At 73.4% G+C, this 21,635-nt stretch carries 18 protein-coding genes; 6 read left to right on the forward strand and 12 right to left on the reverse strand.

Going from position 1 to position 21,635, the window contains the following annotated elements; translation table 11 throughout:
- Positions 1 to 1,637, forward strand: a 1,637-nt coding sequence (locus tag Q1K26_RS04870; protein WP_300007951.1) for a methane monooxygenase, incomplete at its 5' end; no start/stop codon positions are given.
- A 204-nt stretch (positions 1,638 to 1,841) separates the two neighbouring features.
- On the opposite strand, the gene Q1K26_RS04875 is transcribed toward Q1K26_RS04870, so the two are convergent.
- Both Q1K26_RS04875 and Q1K26_RS04880 read right to left on the reverse strand, forming a co-directional pair.
- The gene (locus Q1K26_RS04875) at positions 1,842 to 4,250 is read right to left on the reverse strand and encodes an ATP-binding cassette domain-containing protein (protein ID WP_300007952.1); all 2,409 of its coding nucleotides are present in this window, start codon (positions 4,248 to 4,250) and stop codon (positions 1,842 to 1,844) included.
- Positions 4,251 to 4,403: 153 nt separating this feature from the next.
- On the reverse strand, positions 4,404 to 5,588 hold the full coding sequence (locus Q1K26_RS04880) for a TerC family protein (protein ID WP_300007953.1): 1,185 nt from the start codon (positions 5,586 to 5,588) through the stop codon (positions 4,404 to 4,406).
- Positions 5,589 to 5,690: 102 nt separating this feature from the next.
- Here Q1K26_RS04880 and Q1K26_RS04885 point away from each other — a divergent pair, with 102 nt between their 5' ends.
- Genes Q1K26_RS04885 through Q1K26_RS04895 form a run of 3 tightly spaced genes read left to right on the forward strand, consistent with a single transcriptional unit; the run spans position 5,691 to position 9,673 of the window.
- Complete coding sequence (locus tag Q1K26_RS04885) at positions 5,691 to 6,290, forward strand: TetR/AcrR family transcriptional regulator (RefSeq protein WP_300007954.1); 600 nt, start codon at positions 5,691 to 5,693, stop codon at positions 6,288 to 6,290.
- A gap of 17 nt (positions 6,291 to 6,307) precedes the next feature.
- Positions 6,308 to 8,140, forward strand: a complete 1,833-nt coding sequence (locus tag Q1K26_RS04890) for an acyl-CoA dehydrogenase family protein (RefSeq protein WP_300007955.1) — start codon at positions 6,308 to 6,310, stop codon at positions 8,138 to 8,140.
- Between the two features lie 30 nt (positions 8,141 to 8,170).
- Complete coding sequence (locus Q1K26_RS04895) at positions 8,171 to 9,673, forward strand: long-chain fatty acid--CoA ligase (RefSeq protein WP_300007956.1); 1,503 nt, start codon at positions 8,171 to 8,173, stop codon at positions 9,671 to 9,673.
- Between the two features lie 32 nt (positions 9,674 to 9,705).
- Here the strand turns inward: Q1K26_RS04895 and Q1K26_RS04900 are convergent, their stop codons facing one another.
- The 6 genes from Q1K26_RS04900 to Q1K26_RS04925 form a co-directional block, all read right to left on the reverse strand.
- Positions 9,706 to 10,395 (reverse strand): nitroreductase/quinone reductase family protein, encoded by a 690-nt coding sequence (locus tag Q1K26_RS04900; protein WP_300007957.1) that lies wholly within the window; start codon positions 10,393 to 10,395, stop codon positions 9,706 to 9,708.
- Positions 10,396 to 10,692: 297 nt separating this feature from the next.
- On the reverse strand, positions 10,693 to 12,762 hold the full coding sequence (locus Q1K26_RS04905) for a phage holin family protein (protein ID WP_300007976.1): 2,070 nt from the start codon (positions 12,760 to 12,762) through the stop codon (positions 10,693 to 10,695).
- Positions 12,763 to 12,785: 23 nt separating this feature from the next.
- Complete coding sequence (locus tag Q1K26_RS04910) at positions 12,786 to 13,370, reverse strand: VTT domain-containing protein (protein ID WP_300007977.1); 585 nt, start codon at positions 13,368 to 13,370, stop codon at positions 12,786 to 12,788.
- 79 nt (positions 13,371 to 13,449) lie between these two features.
- A complete protein-coding gene (locus Q1K26_RS04915; protein ID WP_300007958.1) occupies positions 13,450 to 14,235 on the reverse strand; it encodes an MBL fold metallo-hydrolase in 786 nt (261 codons plus the stop codon).
- A 196-nt stretch (positions 14,236 to 14,431) separates the two neighbouring features.
- Positions 14,432 to 15,796: an ATP-dependent 6-phosphofructokinase gene (locus Q1K26_RS04920; protein ID WP_300007959.1), complete on the reverse strand. Its 1,365-nt coding sequence runs from the start codon at positions 15,794 to 15,796 to the stop codon at positions 14,432 to 14,434.
- 83 nt (positions 15,797 to 15,879) lie between these two features.
- On the reverse strand, positions 15,880 to 16,269 hold the full coding sequence (locus tag Q1K26_RS04925; RefSeq protein WP_300007960.1) for a TIGR03618 family F420-dependent PPOX class oxidoreductase: 390 nt from the start codon (positions 16,267 to 16,269) through the stop codon (positions 15,880 to 15,882).
- 85 nt (positions 16,270 to 16,354) lie between these two features.
- On the opposite strand from Q1K26_RS04925, the gene Q1K26_RS04930 reads away from it, so the two are divergent.
- The gene (locus Q1K26_RS04930; RefSeq protein WP_300007961.1) at positions 16,355 to 17,770 is read left to right on the forward strand and encodes an MFS transporter; all 1,416 of its coding nucleotides are present in this window, start codon (positions 16,355 to 16,357) and stop codon (positions 17,768 to 17,770) included.
- A gap of 70 nt (positions 17,771 to 17,840) precedes the next feature.
- Here Q1K26_RS04930 and Q1K26_RS04935 read toward each other — a convergent pair whose 3' ends face one another.
- Positions 17,841 to 18,341 (reverse strand): PaaI family thioesterase, encoded by a 501-nt coding sequence (locus tag Q1K26_RS04935; protein ID WP_300007962.1) that lies wholly within the window; start codon positions 18,339 to 18,341, stop codon positions 17,841 to 17,843.
- Positions 18,338 to 19,726: a DHA2 family efflux MFS transporter permease subunit gene (locus Q1K26_RS04940; protein WP_300007963.1), complete on the reverse strand. Its 1,389-nt coding sequence runs from the start codon at positions 19,724 to 19,726 to the stop codon at positions 18,338 to 18,340. The genes Q1K26_RS04935 and Q1K26_RS04940 overlap by 4 nt, the downstream gene beginning before the upstream one ends.
- Before the next feature lie 63 nt (positions 19,727 to 19,789).
- Here Q1K26_RS04940 and Q1K26_RS04945 point away from each other — a divergent pair, with 63 nt between their 5' ends.
- Positions 19,790 to 20,257, forward strand: coding sequence for a helix-turn-helix domain-containing protein (locus Q1K26_RS04945; RefSeq protein ID WP_300007964.1), 468 nt, complete (start codon positions 19,790 to 19,792; stop codon positions 20,255 to 20,257).
- A 36-nt stretch (positions 20,258 to 20,293) separates the two neighbouring features.
- Here Q1K26_RS04945 and Q1K26_RS04950 read toward each other — a convergent pair whose 3' ends face one another.
- Together Q1K26_RS04950 and Q1K26_RS04955 are read right to left on the reverse strand one after the other, a co-directional pair.
- Complete coding sequence (locus Q1K26_RS04950) at positions 20,294 to 20,662, reverse strand: VOC family protein (RefSeq protein WP_300007965.1); 369 nt, start codon at positions 20,660 to 20,662, stop codon at positions 20,294 to 20,296.
- Positions 20,663 to 20,736: 74 nt separating this feature from the next.
- A complete protein-coding gene (locus Q1K26_RS04955) occupies positions 20,737 to 21,579 on the reverse strand; it encodes an alpha/beta fold hydrolase (protein ID WP_300007966.1) in 843 nt (280 codons plus the stop codon).
- Positions 21,580 to 21,635: the final 56 nt, after the last annotated feature.

Raw genomic sequence — 21,635 nt, forward strand, 5'->3', positions numbered from 1 at the left:
TGGCCAAGGCTCACCAGAAGATCCAGGAGCTGTCCTGGGAGCCGCAGTACCACGAGCCGTACATGAAGTACGGAACCGACTACACGTTCCGCAAGGCCGCCAAGAAGGACCCGCTCAAGCAGGTCCTGCGGTCCTACTTCCCCATGCAGGAGGAGAAGGACCACCGCGTCTACGGCGCGTCGGACGGGGCCATCCGCGGGAACATGTTCCGCCAGGTCCAGGAGCGTTGGCTGGAGTGGCAGAAGCTGTTCCTGTCCATCATCCCGTTGCCGGAGGTCTCGGCCGCGCGGTCGATGCCGATGCTGTTCCACGTTGTGCCCAACCCGGAGCTGCACAACGGTCAGGCCATTCAGATGATCGACGAGGTGCGCCACTCGACGATCCAGCAGAACCTGAAGCGCCTGTACATGAACAACTACATCGACCCGGCGGGGTTCAACAACAGCCTGCGCAACTTCCACTCGGACTACTGCGGCACCATCGGCCGTCAGTTCGCCGAGGGGTTCATCACCGGTGACGCGATCACCGCGGCCAGCATCTACCTGACGATCGTCGCCGAGACGGCGTTCACGAACACGCTGTTCGTGGCCATGCCGGCCGAGGCCGCGGCCAATGGTGACTACCTGCTGCCCACGGTGTTCCACTCGGTCCAGTCCGACGAGTCGCGCCACATCTCCAACGGTTACGCCACGCTGCTGATGGCGCTGTCCGACGAGGACAACCGCCAGCTGCTCGAGCGCGACCTGCGTTACGCGTGGTGGAACAACCACCGCGTGGTCGACGCCGCGATCGGTACCTTCATCGAGTACGGCACGAAGGACCGCCGCAAGGACCGCGAGTCCTACGCGGAGATGTGGCGTCGCTGGATCTACGACGACTACTACCGTGCGTACCTGATCCCGCTGGAGAAGTACGGCCTGGTCATCCCGCACGACTTGATCGAGGAGTCGTGGAAGCAGATCTGGGAGAAGGGCTACGTCCACGAGGTCGCGCAGTTCTTCGCCACCGGTTGGTTGGCCAACTACTGGCGCATCGACGGCATGACCGACGAGGACTTCGAGTGGTTCGAGTACAAGTACCCGGGCTGGTACGACAAGTACGGCGCGTGGTGGGAGAACTACAACCGCCTCGCCGTGCCGAACGGGCACAACCCGATCGTGTTCGAGGACGTCGACTACGTCTACCCATCGCGTTGCTGGACCTGCATGGTCCCGTGCCTGGTCCGCGAGGACATCGTCACGGCCGAGGTCGACGGCGTGCACAAGACCTACTGCCACGAGGTCTGCCGCTGGACCGACGTCGAGGCCTTCCGCCCCGAGTACCAGGGTCGCGAGACCCCGAACATGGGCCGGCTGGTCGGGCGTCGTGAGTGGGAGACGCTGTACCACGGCTGGAACTGGGCCGACGTGGTCTCGGACATGGGCTTCGTCCGCGACGACGGCAACACCATGACCGCGCAGCCCCACCTCGACCTGAACCCCAAGAAGATGTGGACGCTGGACCACATGCGCCGCTGCCCGCCGTTGGCCAGCCCGAACGTCCTGTTCAACGAGATGGACGACGCCGGCCGCGCCGCCTTCCTCGAGGACTACCGCAAGCAGGGCCCGGCCGGACGCCCGGCGCCCGCCACCGCCTGATCACCCGGAAGGAGCACCACCGCTCGACGGGGAGGGCCGGGTACGCCCGGCCCTCCCCTCGCGCGTGCCACCGGCTCCGCGTCTCCCGCCGGAGGCTCGCACACAGGCTGCGGGGCTCGCACACAGGGCCGGAACTGTGTGCGAGCCCCCGGAGGTGTGTGCGAGCCCCCGGAGGTGTGTGCGGGCTCGAGCTGAGACCGGGCTTCAGCGGCGCGCGCGGACGGGGTCGAGGCGGCGCAGCAGCAACGCCGTGACCGCGATCAGGATCACGGCGATCAGCAGCAGCATCCCCGCCGCCAGGAGCCAGCGACCTGCCGAGTGCTCCCACAGCGCGTCGGGTCCGCCGCGCGCGGTGACGTTGAGGTCGATCGTCGAGGCGCCCATCGCGAACCCCCACCGTGACGGCACCAGCCACGCGAGCTGCTCCAGCACCGGTCGCCCGTGCACCGGGAACAGCCCCCCGGAGACGACGAGCTGCAGCATCAGCACGAGCACCAGCAGCGGCATGCCGCGGTCGGCGTTGTCGATGAACGCCGAGATCACCAGCCCGACGATCATGGTGACGACGGTGACCCCGACGACCGCGACCAGCACCTCCAGCGTCGGCGAGCCCAGCACCAGCGCGTCGTCGGGGGTGTTGCGGCCCACGAGCGACAGCAGCGTGAACACCGCGGCCTGCAGCCCGCTGATCGTGCCCAGCACCAGCAGCTTGGACAGCAGGTACGCCGGCAGCGACAGCCCGATCGCGCGCTCCCGCACGTACACCGGTCTCTCCTTGACCAGCTCCCGCACCGACGCCGCGGCCCCCACCAGCGCCCCGCCGACGACGAGGACGAGCAGCAGCTGGCTGGGCTGGAACTCCCCCGCGTCCACCGCCGCGGAGATCGACAGCCCCGACGAGCCGGGCACCAGCCGGGCGAGCACGGCCAGCACCAGCGGCAGCACGGCCAGGAAGATCGCGTACTGCCGGTCGGCCGCGATCACGGCGAGGTAGCGCCGGCACAGTACCGAGAGCTGGGTGCCGAAGCGCTGCTGCGGCGGGGCGGCACGCGGGGCCGAGCGGTCGACGACCCGCGGCATCCCGGCCGTAGGCATCGCCACGTAGCGCCCGTACTGTCGCGACTCGCGGAACCGCCGACCCAGCACCTCCCCCGGCACGCGGTCGAGCAGCAGGAACATCTCGGCGAAGTCCGGTTGCCCGAAGTAGCCCAGCGCCTCGGCGGGCGGCCCGAAGTAGGCCACGTGCCCGCCCGGAGCCAGCACCAGCAGCCGGTCGCAGCGGTCGAGGTTGGCGACGCTGTGCGTGACGACGACGACGGTGCGCCCGCCGTCGGCCAGGCCGCGCAGCGTCTGCATCACCGACTTGTCCAGGCCGGGGTCGAGGCCGGAGGTGGGTTCGTCGAGGAACAGCAGCGAGGGTTTCGTCAACAGTTCCAGCGCCACCGAGGTGCGCTTGCGCTGCCCGCCCGAGAGCGTGTCGATGCGCTGGTGCGCCTGGTGGGTCAGGCCCAGCTCGTGCAGCACCTCGGCGATGCGGCGCTCGCGGTCGGCCTCGGGCACGTCGGCGGGGAACCGCAGCCGGGCGGCGTAGCGCAGCGCCCGCAGCACCGTGAGCTGCGGGTGCAGCACGTCGTCCTGCGGCACCAGGCCGATGCGGTGGCGCAGCTCGTCGTACTCGGCGTAGAGGTCGCGACCGGCGTAGCGGACCTCGCCCATGTCGGCCGGGCGGCTGCCGGTCAGCGCGCGCAGCAGCGTCGACTTCCCCGCCCCGCTGGGCCCCACCACCGCCAGCAGGCTCCGGCCGGCCAGGGAGAACCCGACGTCGCGCAGCAGCGTCTTGCCCTCGGCCGTGGACACCGAGATGTCGCGCACCTCGAACTGCACGTCACCGGTGTCGACGGCGGCCACGAGCTGGTCGCCGTGCAGCTGCAGCAGCGTGTGCCCGATGCCGATGACGTCGCGCGGGGTGACCAGCGCGGCCTGGACCCGCACCCCGTTGACGAACACGCCGTTGCCGCTGCCGAGGTCGACGATGTGCCAGCCCGAGCCGTCGCGGCGCAGCTCGGCGTGGTGGCGGGAGACGAGCAGGTCGTCGAGCACGACGTCGTTGTCCGGCAGCCGCCCGACGGTGATCCGCGTGGCCGGGGGCGCGGCAGGGCCACCGCCGAAGGAGTAGCTCAGCGTGGCCCCGCCACCCTGCCGGGCCAGCACACCACCGCGCGGCGGGGGCGGGAGGGGCGGCGATCCACCGGGGACGGGCGGGGCGGACGGCGCGGGGACGGCGCCGTAGGCGGGTGGGGCGGGCGCGGCGCCGGGCGGGGCGGGCGCCGCGCCGGGGCGGAACTCCAGCGCGGTGACGTCGGGCGGAGCGCCGAGGTGCACGACGGTCGGCCCGGTGATCGCCATCGTGGTGACGCGGCGGCCGTCGGCGAACGTGCCGTAGCGGGAGTGGTCGGTCAGCGTCCAGCCGCTCGCCGTCAGCTCGACGACGAGGTGGGTGCGCGAGACGTGCGATCCGGGCAGGTCGAGATCGGCGGTGGGACCGCGGCCGACGACGAACCGCCGGTCCGCGGGCACCTGGATCCGGCGGCCCTGCGCAACGAGCTCCAGCACCGGCGCGTGCATCTCCCCGCCCCCCTCCGCGGCCCGTCGTCGAGGTCACGGTAGCCCGCCCGGCGTCGCCGGTGAGGAACGTGGCGCCACCGCGCGCCGATCGTGCGGGCGCACGAAGCACCGTGCCGACCCCCGGCAGGCTGCCGCCCCGGCTCAGCCGCGCAGCGCCGACTCGTGCTCCGCGTGGGCGCGGTCGAGCAGCTCGCGCAGCTCCGCGTCGGCCCGGACCTCGTCGCCGAGCGGGCCGGCCAGCGCGGCGATGGCCTCCTCGTCGCGGACCAGCTTGCGGTAGCTGTCCTCGCGGCTCTCGGCGTCGGTGGCGAGGTCGAGGTACTCCTTCGCGTGCCGCCGCGCCGTGGACGCCGCGCTCTTGGCCTTGCCGGCCGGGCTGAGCAGCGAGGCGACGACGGTGATCGTCAGGACGCCGATGATGACGCCCAGCGAGAGCGGGGTGCTGATCTCGTAGACCGGCACCGGCTGCCCGCCGTAGACGAAGGGCAGGTTGTTCTCGTGCAGCGCGTGCAGCACGAGCTTGACACCGATGAAGCCGAGGATGGCCGCGAGCCCGTAGGACAGGTAGATGAGCCGGTCGAGCAGGCCGTCGATGAGGAAGTACAGCTGGCGCAGGCCCATCAGCGAGAACGCGGTGGCCGTGAACACGATGTAGGCGTTCTCGGTGAGTCCGAAGATCGCGGGGATGGAGTCGAGCGCGAACAGCAGGTCGGTGCCGCCGATCGCGATCATCACCAGCAGCATCGGGGTGAGGACGCGCTTGCCGTTCTCGATCGTGAACAGCTTGTCGCCGTCGTAGTGCTCGGAGGTCCGCAGGTGCTTGCGGGCGAACCGGATGACGAAGTTGTCCGCCTCGTCGTCCTCGTCGCCCCCGCGGACCAGGCTGAACGCCGTCCACAGCAGGATCGCGCCGAAGACGTAGAACACCCACGAGAACAGGCTGATCAGGGCGACGCCGGCGAAGATGAACGCGCTGCGGGCGATCAGGGCGAACACGATGCCGAACAGCAGCACCTTCTGCTGGTCCGCGCGGGGCACCTTGAAGCTGGCCATGATGACGAGGAAGACGAACAGGTTGTCGACCGACAGGGCCTTCTCGGTGACGTAGCCCGCGAAGTACTCGGTGCCCATCGTGGCGCCGCCGAACCACCAGACCCCGACGCCGAACAGGATCGCGATCCCGACGTAGATCGACGACCAGATCGCGGCCTCGCGCAGCGTCGGGATGTGCGCCTTGCGCACGTGGAACACGAAGTCGAACAGCAGCAGGCCGACGATCCCGATGACCGTCAGCCACCACACGATGGCGGGGACCGCTACCTCCACGAGCCTGCTCCTGTTCGTCGATCGGGTTTACCGGCACATTACCCGAAAAGGAAAGGGTACCGTGTCGTTTCTCAGGACGACGCGAGGAACGACACACCTGCCATGACCGGTACCCGCCCCCCGGGCCGCCCGCTCGACATCGAGCGCGAGAACGCGATCCTCGACGCCGCGCTCGAGGTGCTCTCCGAGGTGGGCTACGACCGGCTGACGGTCACCGCGGTGCACCAGCGGGCCCACGCGAGCGCCAAGACCGTCTACCGGCGCTGGTCGGGCAAGGAGGAGTTGATGACGGCGGCGCTGCAGCGCGCGGTGACCCGGTCCGAGCACGACCCGGACGACGTCCTCGACACCGGCTCCTTGCGCGGGGACCTCGTGGCGAACCTGCGCGCGTCCGGCCACGCGACCACCCCGCAGCGCACCCAGGGCCTGCTGGCCGCCGCCGGCATCAGCGGCGAGCTGGGCGCGCTGGCGCTGGAGCTGCTGCGGTCCCAGGAGGCCCGGCAGGCCAAGATCATTCTCACCCGGGCGGTCGAACGCGGCGAGATCGGGCCCGACGTCGACCCGATGCTGGTCGCCGACGTCACCCGCGGCCTCACGCTGCAGCACCTGCTGCTCGGCTCCGACGGCCTCGACGAGGACTTCGTCGACTCGCTGGTGGACCGCGTCCTGCTGCCGGTGATCCGGGCCGGGCGCGGCGGATGAGGGTTATGTTCTGACCCATGGCCCTGGCGATCACCGACGACCACCGGACACTGGCCGAGGTGGCCCGTTCCGCCCTGTCCGGCCAGCGCGCGGCGGCCCGCGCCCTGCTGGAGGCCGAGGAGGGCCTGCCCGGCATCTGGAAGGAGCAGGCCTCCCTGGGGTGGCTGGGGCTGCACGTGCCCGAGGAGTTCGGTGGCGAGGGCGCCGGGTTGCCCGCGGTGCTCGACCCGACCCGCCGCGGCGGACGGGTCCGCGTCGACGACGCGCCGGTGCTCGGCGTGATCGCCGGGGGTGCGGCGCTCGCCCGGCGGCTCACCCGCGTGCTCGCCGCCGCCGAGGCGGCCGGCAGCGCCACCGCGTGCCTGGAGGTGTCGGTGGCCTACGTCAAGGAGCGCAGGCAGTTCGGGCGCACCGTCGGCACGTTCCAGGCGGTCAAGCACCACTGCGCGAACCTGCTGCTCGACGCGGAGCTGGCCGTCGCGGCCGCCTGGGACGCCTCCCGCGCCCCGGCCGGCACCCCCGGCGCGGAGCTGGCCGCCGCGGTCGCCGCCGCGCGCTCGGTGCCGGCCGCCGTCCGCGCCGCCGAGATGACGATCCAGCTGCACGGCGGCATCGGGTTCACCTGGGAGCACGACGCCCACCTCTACCTGCGCCGCGCGCTGACCCTCGCCGCGATCGTCGCGCAGACCGGCGACCCCGAGCGCGACGTCGCCCGGCTCACCCGCGAGGGCGTGGAGCGCGCCCCCGACCTGGACCTCCCGCCCGAGGCCGAGGGGCACCGCGCGGCGGCCCGGGAGTTCGTCGCGTCGCTCGACGGGCTGGACGCGGCGGGGCGGCGCGCGGCGATGGTCGAGTCCGGCTACCTCGTGCCGCACTGGCCGCCGCCGTGGGGCCGCGACGCCTCGGCCACCGAGCAGCTGGTGATCGAGCAGGAGTTCCGCGGCGTCGACGTGCCGTCGCTGGGGATCACCGCCTGGAACATCCAGACGATCTCCCAGCACGGCACCCCCGAGCAGTGGGAGCGCTGGCTGGGGCCCGCGCTGCTCGGCGAGACCGAGTGGTGCCAGCTGTTCTCCGAGCCCGGCGCCGGGTCCGACGCCGCCGCGATCTCCACGCGCGGCGTGCGCGTCGACGGCGGGTGGCGGGTCACCGGCCAGAAGGTGTGGACGACCCGCGCGCACGAGTCGCACTGGGGCTTCGCGACGGTGCGCACCGACGCCGTGTCGGCCACGGGGTCCAAGCACGCCGGCATCACGATGATGGCGATCGACCTGGGCGCCGACGGCGTCGACGTCCGGCCGTTGCGCGAGCTCACCGGTGACGCCCTGTTCAACGAGGTGTTCCTCGACGCCGTGTTCGTGCCCGACTCCGACGTCGTGGGCGAGGTCGGGCAGGGCTGGCGGGTGGCGCGGGCGACGCTGGGCAACGAGCGCGTCTCCATCGGCGGCGGGGGCGCCGGGCGGCTGCCGCTGCGCGCCTGGGACCTGCTGCCGCTGGCCGCCGCGGCGCCCGACCCGCACACCGCCGAGCGGGAGGTCGGGGCGCTGATCGCCGACGAGCTGGCCACCCGGCTGCTCATCCTGCGCCAGGCCGCACGGGCCGTCGGCGGGACCGAACCCGGACCGGAGGGCAACCTCAACAAGCTGTTCACCTCCGAGCACGCCCAGCGGGTGGCCGGGCTCGCGGTGCGGCTGGCCGGCACGGAGGCGGTGTCGGGCGGCAACGACCTGGTGATGCGCTGCTATCTGTGGTCGCGCTGCCTCACCATCGCCGGTGGCACCTCCGAGATCGCCCGCAACCAGGTGGCCGAGCGCCTGCTGGGACTTCCGCGCGACCCGCTGATCCTGTGAGGCTCGCGGCGGGCCGTTAGGGTCCGCACCATGACGAACCTCGCAGCAAACCTCGTGACGACGGCGTCCGAGCACGGAGACCGGCCGGCGGTGCGCCTCGACGACCACGTCCTGACCTACGCCGACCTGCTCGCCGGCGCCGCTGCCGTCGCCGGGATGCTGAAGGAGCGGGGCCTGAACCCCGGTGACCGCGTCGGCCTGGTGCTGCCCAACGTGCCCGCGTTCCCGATCCTGTTCTACGGCTCGCTGCTGGCCGGCGCCACGGTCGTGCCGATGAACCCGCTCCTCAAGGCCCGCGAGGTGGAGTACTACCTCACCGACTCCGGCATGTCGCTGGTGTTCGGCTGGGACGGTGGCGGCGACGCGGTCACCGAGGCGGCGAAGACGGTGGGCATCGACTCGGTGGTCGTCGGTGCGATGGGGCCCTCGTCCGAGCAGCTCACCGGCTCCCCCCTCACCGACGCCGTCGAGCGCGCCGACGACGACACCGCCGTGATCCTCTACACCTCCGGCACCACCGGGCAGCCCAAGGGCGCCGAGCTCACCCACCACAACCTCGACAGCAACGCGCGCACCACCGTCGACACGCTCATCGAGATCACCCCCGACGACGTGATCATGGGATGCCTGCCGCTGTTCCACGTGTTCGGCCTGACCTGCGGGCTCAACGCGTCGGTCGCCACCGGCTCGTGCCTCACGCTGATCCCCCGCTTCGACGCCGGCAAGGCGCTGGAGGTGGTCGGGCGCGACCGGGTGACGGTGTTCGAAGGCGTCCCCACGATGTACGCGGGCATGCTGCACCACGACGCCGCGGCCGACGCCGACGTCTCGTCGCTGCGCACCTGCATCTCCGGCGGCTCGGCCATGCCGGTGGAGATCATGAAGTCGTTCGAGGACCGGTTCGGCTGCGTCATCCTGGAGGGGTACGGGCTGTCCGAGACCTCGCCGGTCGCCTCGTTCAACCAGCCCGGCCGCGACCGCAAGCCCGGATCGATCGGCTTCGAGGTGCGCGGCTGCGAGATGAAGGTCGTCGACGACGACGGCAACGAGGTGGGCGTCGACGAGCCCGGCGAGATCGCGATCCGCGGCGAGAACGTCATGAAGGGCTACTGGGGACGGCCCGAGGCCACCGCCGAGTCGATCCCGGACGGCTGGTTCCGCACCGGCGACGTCGCCACGAAGGACGCCGACGGCTTCTACACGATCGTCGACCGCAAGAAGGACCTGATCATCCGCGGCGGCTACAACGTCTACCCGCGCGAGATCGAGGAGGCGCTCTACGAGCACCCCGCGGTGGCCGAGGCCGCCGTCATCGGGATCAAGCACACCGAGCTCGGCGAGGAGGTGGGCGCCGCGGTGGCGTTCAAGGCGGGCGAGAAGGCCGACCCCGACGAGCTCAGGGCGTTCGTGAAGGAGCGGGTGGCGGCGTACAAGTACCCGCGGCACGTGTGGGTCGTCGACGAGCTGCCCAAGGGCCCGACGGGCAAGATCCTGCGGCGCGAGGTGCAGGCGCCCGAGGGCACCGGTAGCTGACGCCGCACCCCGCGGGACGCTCGCACACAGGGTCAGCGCCCGCCGTCGAGCACCGGGATCAGCTCCTCCTCCTCGTAGGCGAGGTGGCGCTCGAGGTCGTCGACGAGGAGATCGACCTGCACCGCCACCTCCGCTCCCCCCTCGGCCAGCACCTCGGCCAGCCGCGCGGTGAGCACGGCGATCTCCTCGTGCTCGCGCCGCAGCCGTTCCAGCACCGGCGCGAGGTCGGGGCGGGTGCGGTCGAGGAACGGGAAGATCGCCGCGTCCTCGCCACCGTGGTGGTTGCGCAGGCCCGCGCACAGCGTCAGGCAGTTCATCCGGAGCTGGGCGACGACGGGCAGCACGCGCGTGGTGCCGTCCTGGTAGGCGCCCCAGCCCGGGTCGGCCTCGGCGGCGCGCGCGAACGCCGCGTCGCGCTCCTCGCCCTCGAGGATCGAAGCCTCGACCGGATAGGTGAAGACGCCGTCCTCGACGACGGCGCGCGGGTCGGCCCGCAGGTTGTGGAGCCACGCGGGGTGGTGCGGTCCCCCGCCGGCCGACCCGATGACGAGCACGCGCTCGCCGCCGTCGGGCAAATAGCCCAGGGGCACGGTGTGCGGGGCGCCGGTGCGGGCGCCGGTGGTGGTGAGCAGCAGCAGACGGGCGTCGGCGAACCAGCCGCCGACCCTGCCGTGATGCGCGCGGAATTCCGCGATGACCGGGTCGTTGACGGCGTTCGGCAATTCTTCTCCTGTGTTCTCGGGCATGGCGGAGTGCCGCCGGGGCGATGGGAGGGCCGCGGCGGTGGGAGGAGCGAGGAAGGGGATGCGCAGCCGAGGAGGCCGGCGGCGGGGAGCCCCGGGGCAGGGAGGTTCCGCAGGTGAAAGCGTGTTTCAGAGCGGCGAGGCGGGCCACGGGCCCGCTGGGCGGTCACGCCCTGGCCGGGTGCCCGTCTCGTGAGCGGCGCGAGGCCGACCCGGCAGTCATGGTCCCGACCTTATCTGCGTCGCGCCCTTTCCGGCAATACACGGAAACGGGTCTCAGCTCGTCCCTTCCACGGGCCGGAGGGCGTCGGGAATCGCGTGCCCGAGGTGGGCGAGCCAGCCGCGCAGAACCCGATGCAGCTGCTCGGAGCCGAGGATCTCCCCGTCGGGCGAGGGCAGCTCGACCGGGTGGAGCAGGAATCCGCGGGACTGCGCGCCACCGAGCCCGCCGTGGCTGCCGACATGCGGCTCGAACGGTGGGGCGTCCCCGGTCGCCGGATCGAACCCGCTGTTGATCATGAGATCGGCGCAGTTGCCGAAGCCGTCCACGCGACGCACCAGCTCGACGGCGTGCGGGCCGTACGCGGCCAGCGGGTCGTCACCGAGCACGACGCCGGTGGCCAGGCGGTGCAGCCCGTCGCGGCCCAGCACGACCGGGCCGAACTCGGCGCTGCGGACGAGCACGAACCCGATCCCGGGATGATCGACGAGCCCGGGCAGCAGGTCCGGGAACTCACGCTCGATCGTCTCCAGCTCGACCCGGCCCGCGTGCTCGGTGAACGACACCATCGCCATGTGCCCCGACGCCACCGCGACGACGCCCGGCGCCACCCGCGGCACGCGCCCGGCGTCCTCGGGGACGTGCGGCGCGTGCTCCTGCGCCCGGGCCCGCTCCACCCGCGCGCGCAGCCGGTTGGCGACGAACCCGCGCCCGGACGCCTCGGCCAGCACCGTGCCGGCCTGCCAGCCCTTCTCCGACCGCCCCGACGCCGCGCGCGCCGCGTCCGGCGCCCCGCACAGCCGCCCGACCAGCTCCTCCACCGACTCGTCGAACCGGTCGGCGAACGCCCAGCCCTGGGTCTGGCCGTGGTCGGACAGGCACACGACGTGGTAGCGCCGCGGCGCGAGCTGGGTGGCGCGGTGGATGCGGCCGATGTGCTGGTCGATGTCGCGCAGCACGGCGAGGGAGTCCCAGCGCTCGACGCCGGAGTAGTGCGAGACCTCGTCGTAGCCGAGGAAGTCGGCGTACACCACGGCGCGGCCGTCGAACATGTCCTCGATGACCGCCGAGACGACGACGTCGCGCGCGATGACGTTCGTGCCCGCACGGACGAACGGGAACCACAGCCCGCGGTGCACGCGCGGGAACACGTTGCGCTGCCGCTGCGTGATCGACGCCCGCAGCTCCCGGACGATCTCCACGACGGCCCCGCCCAGTGTGCGCAGCGTGTTGACCGGGCTGGCGAAGTAGGCGAAGTACCCGTACCCGGAGACGACGTGCTGGCGTCCCCGGCGTCCGCGCCCGCTCAGCACCGGCACCGCGCTCATGGTGAGCGAGACGTAGGGCGCGTCCCCGGTGAACAGGTTGCCGTGCCCGGCCCCGTCGACGGCGAGCAGCCCGCGCCCGTCGGAGGCGCGGCGCTCCATCTCCGCGGCGTCCTCCGGGTTGGAACAGGCCATCACGTGGTCCGAGTCCTTCTCGTACCAGCGGAACCCGAGGATGTCGGAGCTGTCGCCGTGCAGGATCCCGCACACGCTCGCGCCGGTCTGCGAGCTCCAGTCGGTGTTCCAGTGCGTGAGCCGGTGGCTGCCCTCGGCCAGCCAGCGGGAGAACACCGGCATCTCCCCGCTGCGCAGGGCGCGGCGCAGCGTGTCGTGCCCCAGGCCGTCGACCTGCAGGAACACCACACCCGGCGGCCGGTCGTCGCAGCCGGCCGTGGCGCCGGGCCGCCGGGCGGCGCGGCGGAAGAACAGCTCGTCGGGGTCGAGGCCCAGCAGCCAGGAGACCAGCGCCCCGACCACCGACATGACGACCGCGACCCCCACCGCCGTCGACAGGTTGACGATGGTGACGCCCGGGACCGCGAACGAGACCAGCAGCAGCGCCGCGCCCAGCACGAGGTAGGACGCGACGCCGAGCGTGAACACCGCGACCGGCAGCGCGACCCGCAGGATCAGCGGCCAGACCACGGCGCTGAGCACCCCGAGGGCGAGCGCGAGCACCGTCGGCTGCCACCAGCTCGTCATCTCGAATCCGGTGAGCAGCTCGTCGAGCAGGTTCAGGGCGCCGGTCGTCAGCAACCACACCGCGAGCACGCGGACGAGCACCCGGCCTCCGCGGACCATCCGGCCGGCACCCTCCGGCGGGGTCACGTCCGTGCACCTCCCGTGTCGGCCCGCAGCCGGGACACCAGCGCGCCGACCCCCGCGACGGCGAATACCAGCGCGGTGGCGACGAGCGTGGCCACGACCGGAGAGTCGAACAGGCCACCGCTGACCATCCCGAGCACCGCGTAGGCGACGGCCCACAGCACGCAGGCCAGTACCGCCGCCGGGACGAGCCGCCGCCACGGGTAGTCGAGCGCTCCGGCCGCGAGCAGGACCGGGATCCGCCCGGCGGGCAGCAGCCGCCCGACGACGACGAGCAGCGCACCCCGTCGCGCGAACCGCGTCCGCCCGGCCTCCAGCCGCTCCGGGCGCTGGCCGCGGGCCACCCAGCGCTGCGTGGCGGCGCTGCCGGCCTTGGCGACGCCGAACGTGACGAGATCGCCGATCAGCGCACCCAGCACCGACACGACGACCACCAGCGGCAGCGACAGCTGATCCGTCGTCACCGCGATGGCGGCCGCCGCCCCGACCACGGCACCGGTCGGGACGACCGGCACGATCGAGCCGAGCAGCACGCCGCCGAACACGGCGGGGTAGCCCAGCGCGGCCGGGTCCGTCCAGTCGATCCCGAGCACGCTCATCGCCGGACCGCCGGGTTCCCGAGGTGTCGCGTCCCGACGACGCACGGCCCACTCGCCTGCCGGCTCACGGCAGCTCGACCCGCCGTCCGGGCTCGGTCAGCGCGACGCGGGTGTCCACGCCGGACGCCGCCACCGCCGCGACGAACTCCCGCGGCGGCGCCACCAGCCGGTCCCGCATCCGGGCGCCGTGGCGGCCGGGGGCACGGGGCAGACCGGCCGGGGCGAGCGTGCCCCAGTGCACGGGCACCGTGACGCGGGGCCGCAGGCGCACGACGGCCTCCGCGGCCCGGTCCGGGTCGAGGTGGCCCGGTCCGAGATCGGGTCCCCATCCCCACACCGGGAGCAGCGCGACGTCGGGCCGCGGCAGGCCCGCCATCCCGTCGAAGAGATCGGTGTCGCCCGAGGCGTAGACGCGCACACCGGCAGTCTCCAGCAGGTGCCCCATCGCCCGTGCCTGCGGTCCCCGGATCGATCGCGGCCCCCACCGGTGCCCGCTGTGGGTGGCCTCGACCCCGGTGACGCGCAGCTCCCCGTCGGCCAACTCCTCCCCCGGCGCCAGCTCGTCGACGTCACTGATGCCCTTGCCCCGCAACCAGTCCCCGGCGCCGCGCGGCACCACGATCCGGGCGCCGCGCAGCCGCCGCAGCGACGGCAGGTGCAGGTGGTCGGCGTGCAGATGCGAGAGCAGGACCAGGTCGACGCCCGCGTGGTCGGCAGGGGCCGGGGGCGTCGCGACCCGCCGCAGCGGGCCGACCCGTCCGGTCAGCACGGGATCGGTGAGCACCACCCGACCGGCCAGCTCGATCCGGACGGTGGAGTGCCCGAGGAACCGCATCGCGAGCCCGTGCACCCCCGCAGTATCCCCCGCCCCGCGAGTCGGGGTCTCCGTGCGCGCGAGTCGCGGCCTCCGTGCGCGCGAGTCGCGGTCTCCGTGCGAGTCACGCCCGTGAGCGAGCGCCCTCAGAACCCGACTCGCGCAGCCGCAGACCCCGACTCGCGCAGCCGCAGGCCCCGACTCGCGCGCGCTCACGCCCCGACTTGCGGGGTCAGGCGAGGTGGACCGGCTGGCCGGTCGACTCCAGGACCGCCATCCACAGGTCGCCGTGCGGTTCGACCTGGTTGCGCCGGCTCACCGCGGCGGCCATCGGCACGTGCACGAACCGGCGGCGATAGCGGCCGACGACCATCTCGGTGCGCCCGCTCATCGCGGCGTGCACCGCAGCCTGGGACAGGCGTACGCAGTAGACCGAGTCGTAGGGGTTCGCCGGCACGCTGCGGATGGCGTAGCTGGGGTCGATGTAGCGGATGGAGGTCTCGACGCCGGCGTCGGCGAAGTGGTCGCCGATACGGCGGCGCAGGTACGGGCCGATGTCCTGCAACCGGGCGTTGCCGGAGGCGTCCGCGGCGTCGGGGGTGTGGCCGAGCAGCTCCTGGCCCGCCCCCTCCGCCACCACGACGACGGCGTGCCCGCGCTCGGACACCCGGCGGCGCAGGTGCGCGAGCAGCCCGCCGTCGCCGTCGAGGCCGAAGGGCACCTCCGGGATGAGCACGACGTCGGCACCGCTGCGGGCCAGGGCGGCGTAGCAGGCGATGAAGCCGGAGTGCCGGCCCATGAGCTTGACCAGCCCGATCCCGTTGGCGGTGGACGTCGCCTCGACCCGCGCGGCGCGGATGGCGTCGCTGGCGTGGGAGAACGCGGTCTGGAAGCCGAAGCTCTGGTCGATGTAGGGGATGTCGTTGTCGATCGTCTTCGGGATGCCGACGACCGCGATCAGCAGCCCGCGCTGCGCCACCTCCGCCGCGATCTGCATGGCGCCGCGCATCGACCCGTCCCCGCCGACGACGAACAGCACGTTGACGTGCAGCCGCTCCAGGCAGTCCACGATCTCGGCCGGGTCCTGCGGGCCGCGCGAGGTGCCCAGAACGGTGCCGCCGTCGGTGGCGATGTCGCGCACCGACTCGGGCGCGAGGTCGACGACGTCGTGGCCGTAGGCGGCGACGAAGCCCTGGTACCCGTTGCGGATGCCGACGACGCGGCGCACCTTGTAGTGGTAGGTCAGCGTGCGGACCAGCCCGGCGATCACGTCGTTGAGCCCGGGGCACAGCCCGCCGCAGGTGACGATGGCCGCGCGGGTCTTGGCCGGGTCGAAGAAGATCTTGCGGCGGGGGCCGCAGGGCTCCATGCCGGGCAGGTCGGTCGGCGGGACACCGCGGGAGGTGATCCCGGCGAGGGTGTCGTCGAGCAGCACGCGGTCGTGCTCGTCGACGTAGTGCTCGCTGGTGCGGCTGTTGTCGAGCAGCTCGGCCATCGGCGAGTCGATGCGGCCGGGACCGAGGGTCGAGATCTCCAGGTCGGGCGACGGGAGGGCACGGGGCAGCTCCACCACGCGGGCGGGCTCGGCAGCGCTCACGGCAGCGCTCCTTCTCCGGATCGGGAGGGGATCCCACGGCGCTGTGGCGACTTGACCGGTTCAGTGTGCCGTGACCGGGGCCCTCAGCTCAACCCCAGCACCCGACGGACCGCGATCTCGATCACCACCCGCTCCGGGTTGACCCGTGGCACCCGGTAGCGCAGCGCGTAGCGCCGCTCGGCGTCGGCGACCGACTCCGGATCGTCCCGGAGCACGGCCGTGCCCTCCAACGTCGACCACCGCCCGCCCTCGACCTGCGACACGACCGCCGTCCCCCGCTCGGCCGCGTTGCGCGCCTTCTGCGATCCCCGGCTGCAGATCACCCGCGCCACCCCGGCCTCGACGTCGAGCGTCACCCCCACCGGCACGACGTGCGGCGTGCCGTCGCGGCGCAGGGTGACCAGCGTGCAGATGCGACGTTCGGTCCAGAACTCGCGGAACCCGTCGGTGACCCCATCCTCCAGCGTGCGCACGCCCGGACGCTAGGTCCCCGAGCCGGTCGGCGCGAGCCGAGCCCATCAACTTGCCATACACAACTATTTCTGGTCACCTGGCCGGGTGCCACCTTCCACCACGCGCCCCGCACTCCTGCTGGGGGTGCTCGCGTCCTGCGGGCTGGCCGTCTCGCTCACCCAGACCATGGTCGTCCCGCTGCTGCCGCAGTTCCCGACGCTGCTGAACTCATCGACGTCGACGGTGACCTGGCTGGTGACCGCGACGCTCGTGGCGGGCGCGGTCTGCGCCCCGGTGCTGGGTCGCCTCGGTGACATGTACGGCAAGCGGCGGATGCTGCTCGTGGCGCTCGGCCTCGCGGCCGCCGGGTCGGCGCTCGGGGCGACGGCGCCGGGCGTCGAGGTGCTGCTCGTGGCCCGGGTGCTGCAGGGGGCCTCGCTGGGCGTCGTCCCGCTGGGCATCAGCATCATGCGCGACGTGCTCCCGCCCGGGCGGGTGGGCAGCGGCATCGCGCTGATGAGCTCGTCGCTGGGCATCGGCGGTGCGATCGGACTGCCGATCACCGGCGCGGTGGCGCAGCTGGCGGACTGGCGGTGGCTGTTCGCCGGGGCCGCGGTGATCGGCGTGCTGCAGGTGGTGCTGGTGCACCGGCTCGTCGGCGAGTCGCGTTCCCGGCCCGGTGGCCGGTTCGACCTGCCCGGCGCGATCGGGCTGGGCGCGGCACTGGTGTGCCTGCTGCTGGCGATCTCCAAGGGCAGCGACTGGGGCTGGGGCGGCGTGCCGGTGCTCGGGCTGTTCGCCGCGGCCGTCGTGCTGTTCGCGGCGTGGGGGCGCTGGGAGCTGCGGGTCCCGTCGCCGCTGGTGGACCTGCGGGTCTCGGCGCGCCCCGCGGTCCTGTGGACCAACGTCAGCTCGATACTGGTCGGGTTCTCGATGTTCGCCGGGTTCCTCGTCACGACCCAGGTGCTGCAGGCCCCGGTGGAGACCGGGTACGGGTTCGGGCTACCGCTCGTCGTCGCCGGGCTCGTGCTGCTGCCGATCGGTGGTGCGATGGCGGTGTTCTCGCCCGTGTCGGCGCGGCTCTCGGCCCGGTTCGGGGCACGCACGACGCTGGTCGCGGGCGCCGTGGTCCTGATCGCCGGGAACCTGGCGATGGCCGTGCTGCCCGGCTGGCTCCCGCTCGTGATGGCCGCGGCGGTGCTCACGGCGATCGGTGCGGCGCTGGCCTACTCGGCGCTGCCACTGCTGATCATGGATGCCGTTCCGCACACGGAGACCGCCGCCGCGAACAGCCTCAACACGCTCATGCGCATGCTGGGGACGTCGTCGTGCAGCGCCGTGGCCGCGGCCGTCACGAGCGGGCTGACGGCGACGGTCGCCGGCGTGACGCTGCCGAGCGCGGCCGCGTACACGGTGATCTTCCTGGCCGCGGCAGGCGCGGCGGTGGTCGCTGCGACGATCGCCGCCCTGACCCCGTCCGCCGCGCCCGCCGTCGCCCGCGAGTTCGTCCCCTCCACCTGATCCGCACTTCGGAGCCACACTGCTGTCCGGGGCTGGACGGAACAGCGTTGTGGCTCCGAGGTGCGGCAGATCAGCTGAAGATCATGCAGCTGCTGGTCGCGTGGGCGCACAGGCGGCCGGTGCCGTCGTGGAGGCGGGCTTCGGCCAGCGCCGTCCGGTTGCCCCGGTGCACGACGAGTCCCTCGCAGCGCACCGGACCGGAGTCGGTGCCCAGGCCGCGCAGGAACTTCACCGACAGGTCCAGGCTCGTGTACGCGGTGCCGGCCGGCAGCGTCGAGTGCACCGCGCAGCCGGCGGCCGAGCCCAGCAGCGTGGCGATCACGCCGCCGTGCACCGAGCCGATCGGGTTGAAGTGGTACTCCGCAGGCTCCAGCCCGAACACCACCCGCCCGGCGTCGACCTCCAGCACCGTGAAACCCAGCGTCGCGGTGATCGGCGGGGCGGGCACCTCTCCCGCGGCCATGCGGCGCAGGAACGTCAGGCCGTCGACGTCGCGCGCGGCCGCCGCGGTGAGCTGCGGGTCGTGCCAGCTGTAGGCGCGGTCGCGCAGGTCGGGCCGGGTCGCGGTCATCGGATCTCCTCCACGGGGACGGATACGGGGGTCGGACGGGCACGGGCCGCTCCGACGACGACGCCGCACGCCACCGTGGCGACACCGCCGAACGCCATGAGCAGCCAACCGGTGCGGAAGGACTCGGGTGTCGACCCGGCGGCCGACAGCCCGGACAGCAGCAGCGCGATGCCCAGCACCGCCCCGATCTGGCGCGCGCAGGTGCCCACGGCGCTGCCGGTGGCGAAGCGGGTGGGCGGGAGCTCGGCCACCGCGGCGGTGCCGAGACCCGCGTACACCGCACCCACCCCGGCGCCGGTGAGCACCGTGGCCGGGAGGAACGTGGCCAGCCAGGCCGGCTCGGAACCCAGGCGCCAGGCGAACAGCAGGCAGCCCGCGGCGAACAGCACACCGCCGCCGACGACGGCCGCGCCCGCGCCGTACCGGTCGGCGACCCGCCCGGCCAGCGGCGACGAGAGCGCGGCCATGAGCGGGCCCGGCGTGACGGCGAGCCCGGCGAGCAGCACGTCGTAGCGCCAGACCGCGGTCAGGAACAGGATGTTGGCGAGCAGCAGGGCGTAGAAGGCGCCGGAGAACGCGAGGTAGCCCGCGATCGCGCCGGCGAAGGACCGCAGCCGGAACAGCGCGGTCTCCACCAGCGGGCGCGCCACCCGCCCGCTGCGGACCGCGAACACGGCCAGCACGGCCACCCCGGCGAGCAGCGGGAGCGCGGCGTCCGACCAGACCCCGTCCTCCCCCGCGACGATGCCCACCGACAGCAGCGCCACCCCACCGCCGAGCAGCACGACGCTGAGCGGGTCGGGCAGGCGGCTGTCCGGGTCGCGGGACTCGGCGAGCACGAGCCGCCCCGCCAGCAGCGTCAGCAGGACGACCGGCACGTTCACGAGAAAGACCGCGCGCCACCCGAACGCGTCGACGAGCACCCCGCCCAGCGCGGGGCCGGTGGCCGCGGCGATCCCGCCGGTGGCCCCCCAGAGCCCGACGGCGGCACCGCGCCGCTCGGGCGGGAACGCCGGCAGCAGCAGGGCCAGCGACGCCGGAGCGAGCAGCGCGGCGGCGACGGCCTGCACCGCGCGGGCCCCGACCAGCGCGCCTGCGCTCGGCGCCAGCGCGCACGCCGCGGACGCCAGCCCGAACAGCGCCAGCCCGATCCCGAACACCCGACGCCTGCCGCGCGCGTCGGCCAGCCGCCCCGCGGGGATCAGCAGAGCGGCGAACACGACGTTGTACGCGGTGAACACCCACGACAGCCCGGCCAGTGACGCGCCGGGGTACGACGCGGCGATCGCCGGGAACGCGATGTTGACGATCGTGACGTCGAGGAACACCAGGAACGCCGCCGCGGACGTCACCAGGAGCACCGCACCCGAGCGCTGAGTTCTCATGAGGAACGCAGACTAGCCACGCTGAGTTCTCGTTGGCAACCCATCCCGCGCTACCATCAGGCCATGGACCTCAGGGAGCTGGACAGCACCCGCTGCTCGGTGGCCCGCACCGCGGCGCTGGTCGGCGACGCGTGGACCGTGCTGGTGCTGCGGGACCTGTTCAACGGCATCCGGCGCTTCGACGACCTCGCCGGCCACCTGCACATCGCCCGCAACGTCCTCACCCGCCGCCTCTCCGCGCTCACCGACGCCGGCCTCGTCGAGCGCGTGCCCTACCGCGAGCCGGGCCGCCGCGAGCGCCACGAGTACCGGTTGACGGCCGCGGGCCGCGACCTGCGGCCGGTCATCCTCGCGATGCTGCAGTACGGGGACCGCCACCTCGCCGGGCCCGCCGGTCCACCCCTGCGGGTCGAGCACGACGGCTGCGGGCAGCCCGTGCACGTCGAGGTGCGCTGTGCCGACGGCCACCTGGTCGAGCCGACCACCCGGCTGCGCTCCGTCCCCGGACCGGGCGCGGCGACGGCCGGTTGACGTACCCGGGGCCCGGACGACCCCGGGGCGGGAGCTCTAGGAGCGGGGGTCGCGGCGGATCGGGTGGTCCGGGGGGACCTGGACCAGCACGATCCGCGTGCCGTCCGGATCCGCGAGCCACATCTCACGCAGGCCCCACGGTTCGAGCCGCGGGCCGCGGACCACGTGGGCGGCCAGCTCCTCGTGGGCGGCGTCGAGGTCGCGGACCTGCATCCAGAGCGCGACGCCGGCCCCCGGCGGATCGTCGGACTGCCCGGAGACCTCCACGAACCCGTTGCCCGCGAAGAACACCGTGCCGCCCGGGAACTCGCGGGCGATCGCGAGCCCGAGCACGTCGCGGTAGAACGCGAGGCTGCGCTCCCGGTCCCGGGGTCGGATCAGCACACGGGAGGCGAGGACGTCCACGCCGAACCTCCGATCATGATCGCTGTCCGCCGCACGCTACTGCGCGGGACGCCCCGATGCCGCGCCCGCGGCACTCAACCGGGGTGCGCGGCGAGGTGCCCGAGCAGCAGCTCCGCGAGCTCGTCGGGCGCCTCCTCCGGGATCCAGTGACTGACCCCACGCAGCTCCGCGTAGCGGTAGGGCCCGCTGACGTGGCGGTGCACCAGCGCGGTGGCCTGCCGCGTGATCGCGATGTCGCCGTCGCTCCAGACGAACAGGGTCGGCACCGGCACCGGGGGGTCCTCGGGCCCCGGACGGCCCGCGAGGACGCCGCGGTACCAGTTCAGGGCCGCCGTGAGCGCGGCCGGATCGGCGAACCGGGCGGCGTCGCGACGGGCCCGCTCGCGGCTCTGCCCGGACCGGCGCAGCGCGGCGGTGAACCGCCGCGAGTAGGGCCCGTCGCCCGCCGCGAGGAACCGTTCGGCCAGGCCCGGCACCTGGAACGCCACGAAGTACCAGGACGCGAGGACCTGGCGCGTGGTGACCAGCGAGCGGGCGTAGGCCGCGGCGGGCGGCACGGACAGTGCCGTGAGGGTGCGCACCCGGTCCGGGTGCCGGGCGGCGAGCCGCCAGGCGACCGCGGCGCCCCAGTCGTGCCCGACGACGTGCGCCCGGCCACCCGCGCGGTCGTCGATCACGGCCACCGCGTCGGCGACGAGCGCGTCGAGCCGGTAGTCCGCGCGTGCTCCCGGGCGGGCGCGCGGCGAGTACCCGCGCTGGTCGGGCGCCACGGTCCGGTACCCGGCGCCGGTGAGTGCGGGCACCACGGCGTCCCAGGAGTCCGCGCCCTGCGGGAACCCGTGCAACAGCAGCACCGGGGTTCCGTCGGCGGGGCCGGCCTCGCGGACGTCGAGGATCCCGGCGTCGATGGTCGTCACCGGTCCATCATGGCCGAGCCGACCGGCGTTCCCCCGCACGCGGGTTGTGCGGCGCC

Origin of the sequence: Pseudonocardia sp. (assembly GCF_029263155.1) — a bacterium.
Lineage (GTDB): Bacteria > Actinomycetota > Actinomycetes > Mycobacteriales > Pseudonocardiaceae > Pseudonocardia.